At 69.2% G+C, this 16084-nt stretch carries 12 protein-coding genes; 4 read left to right on the forward strand and 8 right to left on the reverse strand.

Features of this window, described 5'->3' with window-relative positions:
• The first annotated feature begins 253 nt into the window (after positions 1-253).
• Positions 254-430, forward strand: coding sequence for a hypothetical protein (locus AC1PLR_RS14075; RefSeq protein WP_481101381.1), 177 nt, complete (start codon positions 254-256; stop codon positions 428-430).
• 275 nt (positions 431-705) lie between these two features.
• Here the strand turns inward: AC1PLR_RS14075 and AC1PLR_RS14080 are convergent, their stop codons facing one another.
• The 6 genes from AC1PLR_RS14080 to AC1PLR_RS14105 form a co-directional block, all read right to left on the reverse strand.
• Positions 706-2964, reverse strand: coding sequence for a methyl-accepting chemotaxis protein (locus tag AC1PLR_RS14080; RefSeq protein ID WP_481101382.1), 2259 nt, complete (start codon positions 2962-2964; stop codon positions 706-708).
• A gap of 460 nt (positions 2965-3424) precedes the next feature.
• Entirely contained in the window at positions 3425-4489 is a 1065-nt protein-coding gene (locus AC1PLR_RS14085; protein ID WP_019799374.1) for a pectate lyase family protein, read from the reverse strand.
• A gap of 419 nt (positions 4490-4908) precedes the next feature.
• Positions 4909-6915 (reverse strand): M1 family metallopeptidase, encoded by a 2007-nt coding sequence (locus AC1PLR_RS14090; protein WP_481101383.1) that lies wholly within the window; start codon positions 6913-6915, stop codon positions 4909-4911.
• A gap of 211 nt (positions 6916-7126) precedes the next feature.
• A complete protein-coding gene (locus AC1PLR_RS14095; protein WP_481101384.1) occupies positions 7127-8074 on the reverse strand; it encodes an aspartate carbamoyltransferase catalytic subunit in 948 nt (315 codons plus the stop codon).
• Between the two features lie 19 nt (positions 8075-8093).
• The gene (ruvX, locus tag AC1PLR_RS14100; RefSeq protein ID WP_481071061.1) at positions 8094-8576 is read right to left on the reverse strand and encodes a Holliday junction resolvase RuvX; all 483 of its coding nucleotides are present in this window, start codon (positions 8574-8576) and stop codon (positions 8094-8096) included.
• A 7-nt stretch (positions 8577-8583) separates the two neighbouring features.
• Positions 8584-9150, reverse strand: coding sequence for a YqgE/AlgH family protein (locus tag AC1PLR_RS14105; RefSeq protein ID WP_010344126.1), 567 nt, complete (start codon positions 9148-9150; stop codon positions 8584-8586).
• 105 nt (positions 9151-9255) lie between these two features.
• On the opposite strand from AC1PLR_RS14105, the gene AC1PLR_RS14110 reads away from it, so the two are divergent.
• The 3 genes from AC1PLR_RS14110 to AC1PLR_RS14120 all read left to right on the forward strand — a co-directional run bounded on the left by AC1PLR_RS14110 (position 9256) and on the right by AC1PLR_RS14120 (position 12597).
• Entirely contained in the window at positions 9256-11049 is a 1794-nt protein-coding gene (locus tag AC1PLR_RS14110) for a DUF4153 domain-containing protein (RefSeq protein ID WP_481101385.1), read from the forward strand.
• Positions 11050-11063: 14 nt separating this feature from the next.
• Positions 11064-11603 carry a DNA-3-methyladenine glycosylase I gene (locus AC1PLR_RS14115; RefSeq protein ID WP_481101386.1) on the forward strand — a complete coding sequence of 180 codons (540 nt, stop codon included), beginning with the start codon at positions 11064-11066 and terminating at the stop codon, positions 11601-11603.
• Between the two features lie 85 nt (positions 11604-11688).
• Complete coding sequence (locus tag AC1PLR_RS14120) at positions 11689-12597, forward strand: DUF72 domain-containing protein (RefSeq protein WP_481101387.1); 909 nt, start codon at positions 11689-11691, stop codon at positions 12595-12597.
• A 253-nt stretch (positions 12598-12850) separates the two neighbouring features.
• Here AC1PLR_RS14120 and AC1PLR_RS14125 read toward each other — a convergent pair whose 3' ends face one another.
• A complete protein-coding gene (locus AC1PLR_RS14125; protein ID WP_481101388.1) occupies positions 12851-13993 on the reverse strand; it encodes an FAD-dependent monooxygenase in 1143 nt (380 codons plus the stop codon).
• An 18-nt stretch (positions 13994-14011) separates the two neighbouring features.
• Positions 14012-16078, reverse strand: coding sequence for a LodA/GoxA family CTQ-dependent oxidase (locus AC1PLR_RS14130; protein ID WP_481101389.1), 2067 nt, complete (start codon positions 16076-16078; stop codon positions 14012-14014).
• Positions 16079-16084 lie beyond the last annotated feature (6 nt).

Genomic DNA, 16084 nt, shown 5'->3' on the forward strand with positions numbered 1-16084 from the left:
CCCGCATCGAGCGAGGATGAAGAAACCGTGAAAAAACGTTTGGAATCAAACGCTTGATGACGCACCCCGCTCGATGTGCGGGCGATGTAACGGCCCCTTGTGGCGGGACTTGAGAGGCGATTGCAGACAATTTATTGAACACCCTCAGGCATATGACAGGGGTGTGGAGAGCCCATGCGCGCGACGCGCGGACCGGCGGTTTTGCGTGAAAGGCGTGTGCATTTTTTATTGCAACAAGCGGCATGACGTTTGCATGCAGCACACGCGCGCGGCCAATGGAAAATGGAGCGATCCGATGGCGCACGCCGCCATCAGGGTGCGCGGCACAGGCGAAGAATGCGATCGCGTTCGCATTGCCGCACCGGTCGGAGACGATGAGTTGCGCGACGGCGCTCGGCGCGTGCGCGACATGGAGGCACGTCGACGGTGACGCGCGATGGATGCACGGATGACGGCGACGCGTGGAGCGGTCTACGCGCGCGCACCTGCACAGGGAAGCAACGTGACGGCGATGCACGGCGCAGAGGCGCGCGGTGGCGACGCCCTCCGGCCAGTCGCCGCATCGACCAGGGTGCGGTCGCTCGGCTGCCGCGCGCGGCGCCCGGATCGACCGGATACGACGCCGGCGGCACCAGGGCCGCCGGCCTTCGACAGAGCGAGCGGCGCGCACTGCGCCGCCCGCCCGATGACACAACCTCGTGCGGCTCAGAACTCCTGCCAGTCCTTGTCCAGCGCCATCGCCGCTGCCGGCTGCGCCGCACGTCGTGGCGGCAAGGCCTTCACGACTGCCGGACCGACGCTGCGCTTGCCTGCGGGCGTCGGGGCGGTGTGCTGACGCGGCGCCTGGACCACCGGCGTGGCCGCCGAGGCGTCCAGCTTGAACAGCGCCACGGCCTGGCTCAGTTCCACCGCCTGCTGTTCCATCGAGCGCGCCGCCGCACTGGCCTCTTCGACCAATGCCGCGTTCTGCTGGGTGCTCTCGTCCATCTGCGTCACGGTCTGGTTGACCTGCTCGATGCCGGCGGATTGCTCCTGCGAAGCCGCGGAAATCTCGCCCATGATGTCGGTGACGCGCTGCACCGAGCTCACGATCTCGGTCATGGTCTTGCCGGCCTGGTCGACCAGCGCCGAGCCCTCGGCGACACGGCTCACCGAGTCGTCGATCAGACCCTTGATCTCCTTGGCGGCGCTGGCCGAGCGTTGCGCCAGGGTGCGCACCTCGCTGGCGACGACGGCGAAGCCACGGCCCTGGTCGCCGGCGCGCGCCGCTTCCACCGCGGCGTTCAAGGCCAGGATGTTGGTCTGGAAGGCGATGCCGTCGATCACCGAGATGATGTCGGCGATGCGCCGCGACGCATCCTCGATCCCGCTCATGGTGGTCACCACCTGGCCGACCACCGCCCCGCCCTGCGAGGCGACCGAGGCGGCGCCCACCGCCAACTGGTTGGCCTGGCGGGCATGCTCGGCGTTCTGGCGCACCGTGGAGGTCAACTCCTCCATGGAGGCTGCGGTTTCTTCCAGGCTGGCGGCCTGCTGTTCGGTGCGGCGCGACAGGTCGTCGTTGCCGGCAGCGATCTCGGTGGCCGCGGCATTGATCGATACCGCCGAATGCTTGATGCGGCCGACGATGCCAGCCAGCTGTTCGGCGGTGGCGTTGGCGTCGTCGCGCATCTGCGCGAACACGCCGCGGAAGTCGCCGTGCATGCGCGCGGTCAGGTCGCCCGCGGCGATGGACTGCAGCAAGGCCGACAGCGCCTGCAGGTTGCCGTCGGCGGTGGCCATCAGCTGGTTCAGGCTCTCCACCATCACCCGAAAGTCGTACTGGAAGCGTTCGGCGTCGCCGCGTGCGCTGAAATCGCCATCGGCGGCGGAGGTCGCCAGTTGCTTGATCTGCCCGTTCATCGCCGACAGGTTGGCCTTGACCTCGTCCATGGTCTGGCTCAGCACCGCTTCCTCGCCCGGCAAGCGATCCATGTCCTGCGACAGGTCGCCGATCGCGTAGCGGCCCATGATCTGCGCCAGGCGCGTCTTCACCGCCAGGTGCGAGGCCACCAGCGCGTTGGTCTCGGCGGCCATGCGGCCGTAGTCGCCGGGGAACGCCTGCGCTTCGATGCGGTGGCTGACCTCGCCGGCATCGTGGCGCTTGGCCATCTCCAGCTGCGCGCCGATCAGGTTGCTGACCTGCTGCTGCATGCCCTGCATCGCGACCAGCAGACGCCCGGTCTCATCGCGGGCATCGGTGCGCACATCGTTGTCCAGCTTGCCGCTGGCGATGGCCTCGGCGACGCGCGTGGCGCGGGTCAGCGGCACGGTCAGGCTGCGGGTGATCAGCCACGCCAGCAGGCCGCTGACCAGCACCACGAGGACGCCGCCGGTCACCAGCAGGCTGCGGCCGCGGTCCATCGCCACGTTGGCGCTGGCGTAGGCCTGCGCGCCCCGCGTGCGCTGCCGGTTGGCATAGGTGTTGATCGCCTCCTGCCACTGCTGGGTCGCCGGCCCGGCCTCCGTCATCAGCACTTTCAATGCCTCATCGGCCTTGTTGGCCATGCCCAGGTCCAGGACCTTCTGGTTGGCGAGGCGGGTCCGTTCGTAGGCGTCGTCGATGGCCTTGCGCATCTGCGCGCCGGTGGCGTCGCTGACCGGAATCGCGTAGAGCTTGTCGTGGATCTCGCCGTAGTAGCGGCGCTGCTGGTCGACGACCTTGGCGAACCGCTCGTTCTCTTCCTGCGTGGTCGGCAGCACGATGTTGCGCAGGTTGACCGCCACCTGCGCGCTGGCGTTACGCATCTCGCCGGTGTAATCGAGGATCTGCATGCGCCGATTGACGATGGTGTCCATCATCTCGCGCGCCTGTTTCAACGTCAGCAAGCCGGCGACCACGAGCGCACAGGACAGCAGGATGAGGACGCCGAAGGCGGACGCGAGCCGCGTCCCGACGTTGTAGCGCTGAAGGAATCCGATCATGAGGGGCCACCAAGTAAGGAAAGGAGAGGAGCCCGCGCCACGACCGGGATCGCGCAAGACAGCGGCAGGCCTGTGGCCCGACGCAATGCGACGGAGAGGAAGACGAAACCACTTCCAGCCCCGACCGCATCGGGGATGTCACCTGCGGGTACTCATTTCAAATAACGGCGGCGGCGTGCCGTTCTTGATGCGTAACTAAGCACACTCTTCAGGACCTCCTCAGCATCGTGACCATGGCGTGCACGATGCTGCGCGCGCACAGCGAAAGCCGCTGATCGCGTCAAACTCATGTGAAACAACGATAAATTTGGCGCCTTCCGGTGCAACCGCCCCACAACCACGCACCAATTTGGGGATTTCGGTTAGAAGCATAAGATGCTGCAAACGGCACAAATACGACATCTTCACGACGCGTCCAGCGACGGCCTCCGCTCGCTACGGCAAGCGGAGGCCGTGTGTTTCACTCGGCCAGATTGGTGCCGGCACCGGCGGTGGCGATGACCTTGGCCTTGACCTGCGCGGCGGGAATCGCCGTGTACAGATAGCCCAGCGGCTCCGGGTAGGTCTTGGACGAAATCCAGGTGGTGGCGTTGGCGTAGGGCTTGCTGGTGCTCTCCGGCACGGTCCAGGTGATGCCGCTGCCGACGTAGTTGTTGATCAGGTCCCAGTAGCCGATTTCGCTGCTGTCGCGCGAGGTGACCGGGTTCTTGATGTTCTCGAAGTAGTTGGCCTCGATCAGCGCCACGCCGCCCATGCGCACGTTGATGCCGGAGGTGAAGACGTTGTTGAAGTAGTTGTTGTAGATGTGGCTCAAGCCGCGCCGCTGCAGCGGCAGGCGCGATTCCACGTTCTCGAAGCGGTTGTGGTGATAGGTGGTGCGCGCGGCGGCGTTCTGGGTGTCGCTGTCGCTGTAGCCGTTGAGCGCGACCTTCTGGTAATCGTGGATGTAGTTGTAGGACACGGTGACGTGGTTGACGCCCTTCTTCATGTCGATGCCGCCGTCGAAGGAAGCGTCGCCGGCGCCGGCACACTTGGTCAGCGAGGCGAAGATGGTGTTGTGGTCCACCCAGATGTTGGACGGCTGGCCGCTGGAATTGCCCTCCAGGGAGATCGAATCGGCATCCTCGCCGCCGGGCAGCAGGCCGATGGTCATGTTGCGGATGATGACGTTGTGCGCGTTGCCGACCACGCGCACGCCGAAGTTCGCCGACGAGCCATTCGCGCCCTTGATGGTGATGTCGCGCTTGTTCTTGATCTGCACGGTCTTGGCAGGCAGCTTCCATTGCGTGCACACGTCGGTGATGCTGGCGAAGTTGAAGCTGCCGGTGTAGTTGAGCACCAGGCCGCCGGAGCCGGCGTAGTTGTCGATCGCCGCCTGCATCGCCTCCATCGTGGCGACGTTGACCGGGATGGCACTGCCGCCGCCGGTGGTGTTGGCCCCATAACCGACCGGGCCGGCGAAGGCCGGAGCGGCGCACAAAGCCAGAGCGAGCGCCAATGCGCCCTTGCGGAACTGCTGCTGCATGATCTCTCTCCCATCTGTCGCGATGAGTGCAGGCCGCATGGCAGTACGCGCATGCGCCGGCACGGGGGCGTGGGGGCCGGCGCATTCTTGGAATGCGCGCGGCGGCCCACGCAATCGCCGCGACGCCGAAATGGAATCCCACGCTCCGTTCGCCGCACAGGACAGGACAAGCGGACACGCACGGTCCGCAGGAGACAGACAGCGACAGGCGGAGACAGGCCGTCTGCACGCGCGCCACGGTGGGCGCACGCCGCCGGCAACGACGGCGAACGCACGCGCATCGCACGCGCCGCCAACACCAACGGCGCGGCGAACAGGGACAGGCGCGCGCCGATGGCGGGCGGCCGCGAATGTTGCGGCCGCAGCACGTTTGCGCGGGCCATCCGACGCCGACGACGGCGCGGATGGCCGCGGCGCGATCAGCTCACCGTATCGAGGCGGTTGTCGCTGCGGTCGGCGTCGGGCAGCACGTGGTCCGGATCCAGGGTCACGTGCAGCACCTTCTGCGTGCTCGGCACACGGATCTGCGGTTGGGTCTGCTGCATCCAGGTCTCCACCGGCACGCGCTGGTCGAGGTGGCTGCCGTCGGCGAAGTCGATGCGCAGGGTCGCCGGCATCACCAGCTTCTGGCGGCTGCGCAGGGTCACCAGCAGGCCCTTGGCCGGATCGTGATCGATGTAGGCCGCCGCGCGCACACCCATGTCCAGCTGCCAGTTGTTGAAATACCAGCCGCGCCACCACCAGCTCAGGTCCTCGCCCGATTCGCTCTCCATCAGCCGGAAGAAGTCCGACGGCGTCGGGTGCTTGTAGGCCCAGGTGGCGATGTACTTGCGGAACGCCGGATCGAAGCGCGCCGGCCCGAGGATCTGTTCGCGCAGCAGCACCAGGCCCAGCGCGCCCTTGAAGTAGGTCAGCGGATGCCGGTAGGTCTCGCTGGTGGCGTCGGCGCGATCGAGCAGGGTCGGCGCCTTCGCGTCGGCCAGCAGCGGCAGGATCTCGTCCACCGGGTTGCCGCCGCCGGGCGCGTACTCGCCATCGCGCTTGGGCGCGAATTCGCCATGGTTGATCGCGTCGGAGGCGTAGACGTCGATGAAGGTGTTGAAGCCCTCGTCCATGAAGGCGTGGCGGCGCTCGTTGGAGCCGACGATCATCGGGAACCAGCCGTGGCCCAGTTCATGCGCGGTGATCCAGAACAATTGCTTGCCGCCGTCCTCCATGTCGTCGAAGACGATGCCCGGGTACTCCATGCCGGCGCCGTGGCCGCCCAGGTTCACCGCCGCCGGCCACGGGTACGGATACCACTGCGAGAAGTGCTCGATCGAGGCCTTCACGAACTCGGTGGAGCGGCCCCACTTGGCGCTGCCGACCGCGCTGCGCGGATACACCGACATCGCCAGCGCATGCTTGCCTTCGGGCAGGTTGATCCGCGCCGCATCCCAGACGAAGGCCGGCGAGGCGGCGAAGGCCACGTCGCGGGTGTGGTCCATGTGGAAGCGCCAGGTCTGGGTGCCGCTGGCGCTGGGCCGGCTGGCCGGCGTGCCCACCTCATCGGCGCCGCGGATGGTCACGGTGCTGTCGCTGGCGGCCGCCTGCGCCAGACGCTGGCGCTGGGTGGCGGTGAGCACCTGCGCCGGGTTCGCCAGTTCGCCGGACCCGGCGACCAGGTAGTCCCACGGCACCGTCACCGCGTAGTCGAAATCGCCGTACTCCAGGTAGAACTCCGCGCCCAGGTAGGGCTGGGTGTCCCAGCCGCGCAGGTCGTCGTACACCGCCATGCGCGGATACCACTGTGCGATCTCGTAGATGTCGCCATCGGCGGTGGGCGTGACCGCGGTGCGGCCGCCCCAGGTGCCGGGCACGGTGTAGGCGTAGTCGATGTGCAGCTTCAGCGCCTTGCCGCTGGCCAGCGGCTGCGGCAAGTCCACGCGCATGCGCGTGTCGTCGATCAGGAAGGTGGCCGGCACGCGCTTGCCGCCCTGCTCCAGTTCGACCTTGGCGATGCGGTAGCCGTCGGTGCTTTGCGGCGCTGGCCGGTCGGCACGCGCGGCGCGCAGGGTACGGGCACGGGCATCGGCGCGGTATAGGTTCTGGTCCAGCTGCAGCCACAGCACGTCCAGGGTGTCCGGGCTGCGGTTGCTGTAGGTGATGGTTTCTTCGCCGCGCAGCGTGTGCGTGGCCGGCTCCAGGGTGGCGTGCAGGTCGTAGTCGGCGCGGTTCTGCCAGTACTGCGGGCCGGGCACGCCGCCGCCGCTGCGGTAGGCGTTGGCCGGCTGCGGCAACTGCAGCGGTGCGAACAGCGCCTGCGGATCGTAGGTGCCGGCGCTGTCCGCGGCAGCCGTGGCAGCAGTGGCGGCGTCGGCCTGGGCGGCGACAACAAGGGAAACACAGGCCGCGGCGAACGCAGCGCGGCGCAGGACAAGGATCATGGTGGCGTCCGTGGGGAGGATCGCTACCGATGGTAGGCCGAATCGGGATGGCGCGGATGTGCCGATCGCCACCTTCGGCAACGGATGCCTGGCAGGACGGGGTAGGAGCGGCTTCAGCCGCGACAGGCCTTACCGGGAATGCCTGTCGCGGCTGATCCCCGAAAAGGGGACAAGAGCCGCTCCTACGACAGCGGGGAGACACTTGCCGGGCTCAGCCCAGCAGCGTCTCCAGCACCGCCATGCGCACCGCCACGCCGTTGGCGACCTGGCGCAGGATGCACGACTGCGCGCCGTCGGCGACCTCGTCGGTGATCTCCACGCCACGGTTGATCGGCCCCGGATGCAGCACCACCGCGTCCTTCGACGCACGGCGCAGCCGCTCGGCGGTGAGGCCGTACTGGCCGTGGTAGTCCTCCAGCGAGGTCACCAAGCCTTCCTCCATGCGCTCGCGCTGCAGCCGCAGCATCATCACCGCGTCCACGCCGTCGAGCATGGCATCGAAGTCCTCGCCGACCACGCAGCCGTCCAGGGTGCCGTCGTCGGGCAGCAGCGCACGCGGGCCGCACACGCGCACTTCGCCGGCGCCGAGGGTGCGCAGCGCGTGCAGGTCCGAGCGCGCCACCCGCGAGTGCTTGACGTCGCCGACGATGACCAGCTTGAGCTTGGAGAAATCGCCGCCCTTGGCGTGGCGCAGGGTCAGCATGTCGAGCAGGCCCTGGGTGGGATGTGCGCTGCGGCCGTCGCCGGCGTTGATCAGCGCGGTGCCCTCGCCCGCCGCCTCGGCCAGGCGCTCCACCGCGCCGTCCTCGGGGTGACGCACGACGAAGCCGCGCACGCCCATCGCTTCCAGGTTCTTCAGCGTGTCGCGCGCGGTCTCGCCCTTGCGTGTGGACGAGGTGGAGGCGTCGAAGTTCAGCACGTCGGCGCCGAGCCGCTGTGCGGCCAGGTGGAACGAACTGCGGGTGCGCGTGGACGGTTCGAAGAACAGCGTGCACACCGCGGTGCCGGCCAGCACGCTGCGCTTGCCGACCCGGCCCACCGCCGCGTCGCGGATCTGCCCGGCGCGGTCCAGCAGTTGCAGCAGGGTCGCCCGCGGCAGCCCTTCCAGGGTCAGCAGGTGGCGCAGGCGCCCGTTCGAATCGAGTTGCGGATCAGTCATGGCGGGTCCGGGCTGTGGATCAGGAAAGGGGAATGGCGTCGTCGGGCGCGGCCAGCCAGCGCTCCACGATCACCGCGGCGGCCACCGCGTCCAGCGCGGCGGCGTCGCGGCGGCGCTTGCGGCCGGCGGCACGGTCGACCGCGAAACGTTGCGCGGCCTCGACCGAACTGGAGCGCTCGTCGACCAGCACCACCGGCAGGCGGTAGCGCGTGCCGAGTTCGCGCGCGAAGGCGTGCGCACGCTTGCGGTTGGGCTGGTCGGCACCGTCGAGGGTGAGCGGATCGCCGACCACCAGGCCGTGCGGCCGCCATTCGGCGTGCAGACGGTCCAGCGCCGGCCAGTCCGGCCCCTGCGCGTGCACGTCGATCACCGCCAGCGCGCGCGCGCCGGTGCCGAACGGGCTGCCGACCGCCACGCCGATGCGGCGGTGGCCGACGTCGAAACCGAGCACGGTGCCGTCGCGGCGGATCGTCGCGGGCGCCGGCGCACCAGCCTCAGGCAGGCCGGACTCAGGCATGCCCGCTGTAGTCGGTGAGGCGGAACAGGTCCACGCCGATGCGCCCGGCCGCGGTCTGCCAGCGCCGCTCCAGCGGCAGCTCGAACAGCAGCTCGGCATCGGCCGGTGCGGTCAGCCAGCTGTTCTCGCCCAGTTCGTACTCCAGTTGGCCGGCGCCCCAGCCGGCGCAGCCCAGCGCGACCACCGCGTTGCGCGGCCCTTCGCCGCGCGCCATCGCCTCGAGTACGTCGCGCGAGGTGGTCAGGTACAGGCCGTCGGCGAAGGCCAGGCTGGAATCCCAGCCGTGCGCGCCGTCGTGGATGACGAAGCCGCGCTCCGGATGCACCGGGCCGCCGCTGAGCACCACCTGCTCGCGCAGCGTGGCGTCGATGGTCTCGATGCCCATCTGCTCCAGCACTTCGCCCAGGGTGTATTCGGAGGCGCGGTTGACCACCACGCCCATCGCGCCGTTTTCGTCGTGCTGACAGATCAGCGCCACGCTGCGGGCGAAGTTGGGATCGGACAGCGCCGGCAGCGCGATCAGCAGTTGGTTGGCCAGAGGCGTGGGCAAAGCGGACATGGCCCCATTCTATCGTCCCTCCCGCGTGCGCGCTGCCCAGGCTGCGGCGGGCTGCCATAATCCGCCCGACCGCGGCCGCGACCGGTCGCTCAGGAGCACGCACGCATGGACACGCCCCCCGACCTGCCACGCCAGACCCGCGCCTTCATCGTGCTGGTGGCCCTGCTGCAGGGCGCGCTGCTGTACCTGGCGCAGCGCGGCGCCGAGAGCGGCCTGTGGCCGTTCGGCTCCCTGGGCGGACAGGTGTGCTGGTACACCCTGGTGTTGACCGTGCCGACCATGACCCTGCTGTCGGTGCGGCACCTGGGCGCGCTGCGCCTGTGGCAGCACACCATCGCTGTGGCGGTGCTGGTGGCGGCCCTCTCCGCCTGGGCGGTGTGGAACGCCACCGGCGCGCCCGGCCTGCGCGCCAGCGAGGTACTGGGCCCGTTCGGCGCGACCCTGGCGCTGGCAATGTTCGTGCTGCTGCCGTGGCTGCAGTGCCGGCTGCAGCACGGGCGCTGGCAGGCGCCGTACCGCGACCTGTTCGAGCACGCCTGGCAGAACGCGCTGACCCTGGCGCTGGCGCTGCTGTTCGTGGGGATCTGCTGGCTGGTGCTGTGGCTGTGGGGGGCGCTGTTCGCGCTGGTCAAGCTGACCCTGTTCCGCGACCTGTTTCGGCAGACCGCCTTCGTCTACCTGGCCACCGGCACCATGTTCGGTCTGGGCATCCTGATCGGCCGCACCCAGCAGCGCGCGGTGCAGGTGATGCGGCAGATCCTGTTCGCGATCTGCACCGGGCTGCTGCCGCTGCTGGCATTCGTGGCGGTGCTGTTCGCGCTGAGCCTGCCGTTCACCGGCCTGCAGCCGCTGTGGGAAACCCGCGCGGCGGCCAGCATCCTGGCCGCCGTGGTGGTCACGCTGGTGGTGTTCGTCAATGCGGTGTACCAGGACGGCACCGCCGACGCGCCCTACCCGGCCTGGCTGCAACGGGTGATCGACGCCGGGCTGCTGAGCCTGCCGCTGTACGCAGGGCTGGCGCTGTACGCGCTGTGGCTGCGCATCGCGCAGTACGGCTGGAGTACCGAGCGCTTTGCCGGCGTGCTGGTCGCGGTGGTCGCCTGCGGCTACGCATGCGGCTATGCCTGGGCGGTGCTGCGCCCGGGCGCGCGCTGGCTGCAGCCGCTGGCGCCGGTGAACCGGGTATTGTCGTGGGTGGTGATCGGCCTGGCGCTGGCGACCAGTTCGCCGCTGTTGGACCCCTACCGCCTGGTCGTCGGCGACCAACTGCAGCGCCTGGCCGATGGCCGCACCAGCGCCGCGCAACTGGACCTGGCCTATCTGCGCTTCGACAGCGGCCGCCGTGGCTATCGCGCGGTGCAGGCGCTGCGCGAGGTGCCCGCGTTCGCCGACGATCCGGTGCAGCGCGAGCGCCTGCAGCGGATGCTGCAGCGCCAGAAGCGCTGGGGCGACGAGGACGACGAAACGCCGCGCAGCGACGATCCGCTGCAGGTGCGCCAGCGCATCGTGCTGGCCGCCGGCAGCGCCGATCCCGACGCCGCGTGGTGGCAGGCGCTGCTGGCCGGGCGCATCGAGGACGCCAACTGTCGGCGCGAGCACGCGCACTGCGTAGCGCTGCGCCGCGACCTGGACGGCGATGGCCACGACGAGGTGCTGCTGTGCAATGCCAGCGTCGGCTATGGCGTCGAATGCCGCATCCACACCGACCCGGGGAGCGGCTGGCGCGACGTGGCGCGGACGCATTTCTTTCCGCGTCGTGGCGACAACGCCGAGGCGCTGTACCAGGCGCTGCGCGACGGCAAGCTGCAAGTGCTGCCGCGGCGCTGGCCCGACCTGCAACTGCCCGGCACCCAGCGGACCGAGCTGTACCCCGCCGACCCCAACGACCAGACCGACTGACGGACACCCGCCGCATGAGCAGCTATTGCGATATCGCCCCTGGCCATCCGGTGCATGGCCACTACCACGACCACGAGTATGGCGTGCCGCAACGCGCCGAAGCCGACCTGTTCGAGCGGCTGGTGCTGGAGATCAACCAGGCCGGGCTGAGCTGGGAGCTGATGCTGAAGAAGCGCGCGGGTTTCCGCGCCGCCTACGCCGGCTTCGACGTGGATATGGTGGCGGCCTTCGGCGAGGCCGACGTGCTGCGCCTGCTCGGCGATGCCGGCATCATCCGCAACCGGCTCAAGGTGCAGGCGGCGATCCACAACGCGCAGGTGATCCAGGGGCTGCGGACCAGCCACGGCAGCTTCGCCGCGTGGTTGGACGCACAGCATCCGCGCAGCAAGGCCGAGTGGATCAAGCTGTTCAAGCGCACCTTCCTCTTCACCGGCGGCGAGATCACCGGCGAGTTCCTGATGAGCCTGGGCTACCTGCCCGGCGCGCACCGCGAAGACTGCCCGGCGTTCGCGCGCATCGCGCAGCTGGATCCGCCGTGGATGCGCGCCGGCTGAGGCCGACGGCACGCGAGAGTCGGCACGACGCCGCCTTGGCGCGGCCTGCACGAGCACTGCACGACAGCGACGGCATGGTCGGCGCATGGCTTTGCGCATCGGCATTTCCGGCTGGCGCTACCCGCGCTGGCGCGGCGTCTTCTACCCGTCCGAGCTGACCCAGCGGCGGGAGCTGGAATATGCCGCGCGATGCTTCCGCTCGGTGGAACTCAACGGCTCGTTCTATTCGCTGCAGACCCCCAAGAGCTACGCCACCTGGCATGACGCCACCCCGCGCGACTTCGTGTTCGCGGTCAAGGGGCCGCGCTTCGTCACCCACCTGAAGCGGCTGCGCGACTGCGAGCAGCCGCTGGCCAATTTCTTCGCCTCCGGCCTGCTCGCATTGGGCCCGAAGCTGGGTCCGCTGCTGTGGCAACTGCCGCCGTCGCTGGCCTTCGATCACGACCTGCTGGATGCCTTCCTGACGCTGCTGCCGCGCACCAGCGAGGCCGCCCTGGCGCTGGCGCGCAAGCGCGACACTGCGCGCATGAGCGAACGCAGCGTGCTGCGGATCGACCGCAACCGACGCCTGCGCCATGCGCTGGAAGTGCGCCACCCCAGCTTCGCCACGCCGGAGGCGGTGGCATTGCTTCGGAAACATCGGGTGGCGCTGGTGCAAGCCGACACCGCCGGCAAGTGGCCCTATCTGGAAGACGTGACCGCCGATTTCCTGTACCTGCGCCTGCACGGCAATGCGCAGCTCTATGCCAGCGGCTACGACGACAAGGCGCTCGACGCCTGGGCCAGGCGCATCGACGCCTGGCACCGCGGCAGCGAGCCGGCCGACGCACAGCGGGTCGGCCCACGCGCCCCGGCTCGGGCGCGGCGCGACGTGTACTGCTATTTCGACAACGACATGAAGGTGCACGCGCCGTTCGACGCGCGGCGCCTGGCGCAACGGCTGGGCGTGCCGACGCCGTGCCCGGCGCGCGGCGACAGCAACAGCGACGATTGAGCAGCCCGCTGTGTCGGAACTGCACGTCACGCCAGGGCGCTGTCCCACCGCTATCCCGCAGGAGCGGCTCCAGCCGCGACGCGGCGGTACCGGCCATGCCCGTCGCGGCTGAAGCTGCTCCTGCGCATTGCCTTTCGTCGTGATGAAAGGATCGCGGACGTCACGCCTGCGCGTGCCTGCCTCTCCCATCGCGCGCAAGACGCGATGCCGACGCACTTAGGCGGGCCAGGCGCCTCGCCTCAGCGCAACCGCATCACCCCGCCAGCCGCGCCTGCCAGAACGGCGCCTGCGCCCAGCGCCGCTCGCGCGCATACAAGGCCCCGCGTTCGCGCAGGTAGGCGCGGAAGCGCGCGAACACGCCGTCCTGGTACGCCGCCAGCGGTGCCGGGCCAGCACCTTGCAGATGCGCCGCCAGCGCGTGCGCGGCCGCCTCGCCGTCCTGCAAGGCCTTGACGATGCCGTGGGCGGTCAGCGGATCGTAGGCGCTGGCCGCGTCGCCCACCGCCAGCCAGTCCTCACCCACCACGCGGCTGAGAATCGCCGACGGCCCCAGCGCCGCGATCAGGCCATCGGCCTCGGGCGCACGTGCCTGGCCCTGCGCCAACCATTGCGCAACGTGCCGGGTCTGCTGCGCCGCCGCCAGCCACACGTCGCGGTCCAGGTACTGCCGTTGCCGGCGCGGCTCCAGCGCCAGGGCCAGCATCAGGCGCTGGTCCGGCAACTTCGCCGCATACCACCAGCCGTCGGCGCAGGCCTCCAGCAAGGCCTGCGAGGGAATCGCCTCGGCCTGCTCCAGCGCGAACACGCCGGCGACGAAGGCCAGGCAGTCCACCTCGTTGCGGGCAACGCCCAACCGCCGCACGGCTGCGGCGGCGATGCCGCTGGCATCCACCAGGAACCCGGCGCGCAGCCGGCGCACGTCGCCCTGCGCGCCGTGCAGCTCCAGCACGTGATCGCCATCGGCGGCGCGGCCGACCGCGCCCAGGCGCAGGCCGCGCAGCAGGGTGCCGCCCTGCACCGGCACCGCCGCGGCCAGCATCGCGTCGAAGGCGGCGCGGTCCACGTGCCAGCCCTTGCCCTGGCCGGCGACGATGAAATCGTTGTAACCCAGCTCCGGCCGGCCCCAACTGGCGCAACTGCCGGCCGAGGCCAGCGGCCGCTGCGCCAGGAACGCCTCCCACACGCCCAGCCGCTGCAGCGCCGCGCTGGCGGTCGGCGCCAGCGCCTCGCCCAGCCGCCAGCCCGCGGCGCGGCCCATGTCGGCCACGACCACGTCCTCGATGCCACGCGCGGCCAGCGCCAGCGCGGTGGCGCAGCCGGCGGCACCGCCGCCGACAATGGCCACCGCATGGCGTGCATCCGGCGTCGTCGCTGCCGCCGGCTCAGCCACGCGCATCGCACTCCACGTGCGCGCTCATGGCAGATCCGGATCGACTGGCACGTTCGCCATCGGCCAGGGTGCGACGAACTCCTTGCCCGGATCGAACCGGCTCGCCACTTCGAGAAACAACTCGGGCGGATACGGCGGCTTGCCGGGCACCTGAGCGATCTGCGATCCGCTGATGACGAAGCCGACCTTGGACCAGTTGGCGACGAAGTCCGCATACGCCTGGAAGCGCCCGGCCCTGGTCGGATACGGGCTGTCGGTGCCGGTGCCGCGCACCGAGTACACCTGCGGTCCCAGGTACCAGGTGTCGTCGTCCGGATCGACCTGGCACAACTGCGCCGGATACACCGCGAACGGCCGCTCCGACGGCCACGACCAGAACAGGGTGTTGTTCGGATTCACCGTGTCCTTCCCCGGATTGGGATCGGGTAGATGGGTGGCGCACGAGTTGTAGTCGGTATGCCACGGCACCGACATGAACTTGGACAGGTCGCCCGGCTCCACCGGATGCGTTTGCAGCGGCACATAGCCGAAGCTCAGCAGCGCGCTGTCCTTGCTCGCCTTGCTGTAGTCCAGCGACGCCTGGTTGATGCGGAACGGCCCGCAGTCCTTGGCCTGCCAGTCCTGCACGTAGAGATTGACGTCGCGGATCGGGAACGACACCTCGATCCCCGGGCTGTAGCGCCCGCCCAGGCAATTCTGCAGGGTGACACGGTCCAGCACTTCGCCGGCACCCAACACGGGTGCGCCGCCTTGCGCGTAGTTTTTGCTGTGCCACTGGCTCAGCAAAAAATACTGGGTGGAACTGACACTGAGGAAGCTCTTCTGCGCGTCGCCTAGAGAAAGCGGCATCATCGGCGAGCCGGTCTTGGCATCGTCGCTGGAGGCTGGGTCGCGGATCAGCGTCTTCAGGTTGGGGATCTTCACGGTCGGGTCGTCGGTCGGCTGGATCGCCCCGATCATGTCGTGCCCCTTGATCGCCCCCTTCGGCAGGTTGGTGTTCCACCGCTGTAGCATCGCCGCGTGGAAGATCGGCTGGATGTCGTCGCTGAAGGACGGCCGGTAGCTGGCAAGGAAGTCGCCGTTGGCGTATAGCGACGGCACCAAGCCCAATTCGCGTACCCACACGTCGTAGACGTCATCCCAGGTGGAGACCACGTTGCGCGTCTGCGGCGCATAGCCCGGATCGCCGGTGACGTACCACGCGCCCTGCACGCTGGCGGTGCTGCCGTCGGTGAACAGCAACACGGCATTGACCGGGCCATCGGCGGCATCGTCGAACCACAGGCCGTTCTCGGTCGGGTCGCCCAACTCCGGATACTTGCCGTCGGCCCCTATCACCGCCGAGGTCCGGGCGAAGCCGCCAGCGACGATCAACGCGCCGGTGCCCGACTCCACCCGCATGGCGCCGAGCGAATCCAGTGGCCCCAGCGGCTCATGAAGCTGATGGAAGTCGGCCGGGAAGCTGCGCGGATAGTCTGGCTGCTGGCGGATAGCGCCACTGGCATCGGCATAGCTGGCCGGAGTGCGCGTGTCGAAGCCGACCACGGAGGCATTGGCAGCCGCGGCGCTGATCGCGCGCGGGCCGGGATCGATCACCAACTGCCGAAGGCGCACCGGGTCGTTGGGGTCGCCGGACTTGGTGTAGTCCGCATTGCGCAGTTCCAATAGGCTGGGTGACTCGTATGCGCCGATGCCGCGAAACTTGCCGTCCTTGCTCACCGTCGAATAGTTGTTGAGCTTTTTGTTGGCAAGATGCACGGTCCAGACGATGTCCTTGACCCGCTTGCCATCGACGACGCTACCCACGTCCACGCGCACGCCGCCGCCGTTGGGATAGGTGCCGGAACTGCCGCTGGGATAGGCGTAGATATGGAAGCGCGCCGCCTGGCGCTTGACGTTGCCGGCGGCATCGCGGAAGTCGTGCTCGGAGATCGGCGTGGACTCGGTTCCCGGTTGCACCGGCAGTCCGCCGAACATGCCGTCGGCGTCGCGGGTACCGGCCGCGGTGACCGGTGCCAAATAGAACTCCTGGCTGTCGCCGACGCGGCCGATACCGATCGCCGGATGCACGCGAAACACGTTGCTGGTCATGATGAC

This window comes from Xanthomonas sp. NCPPB 3570 (assembly GCF_056725115.1).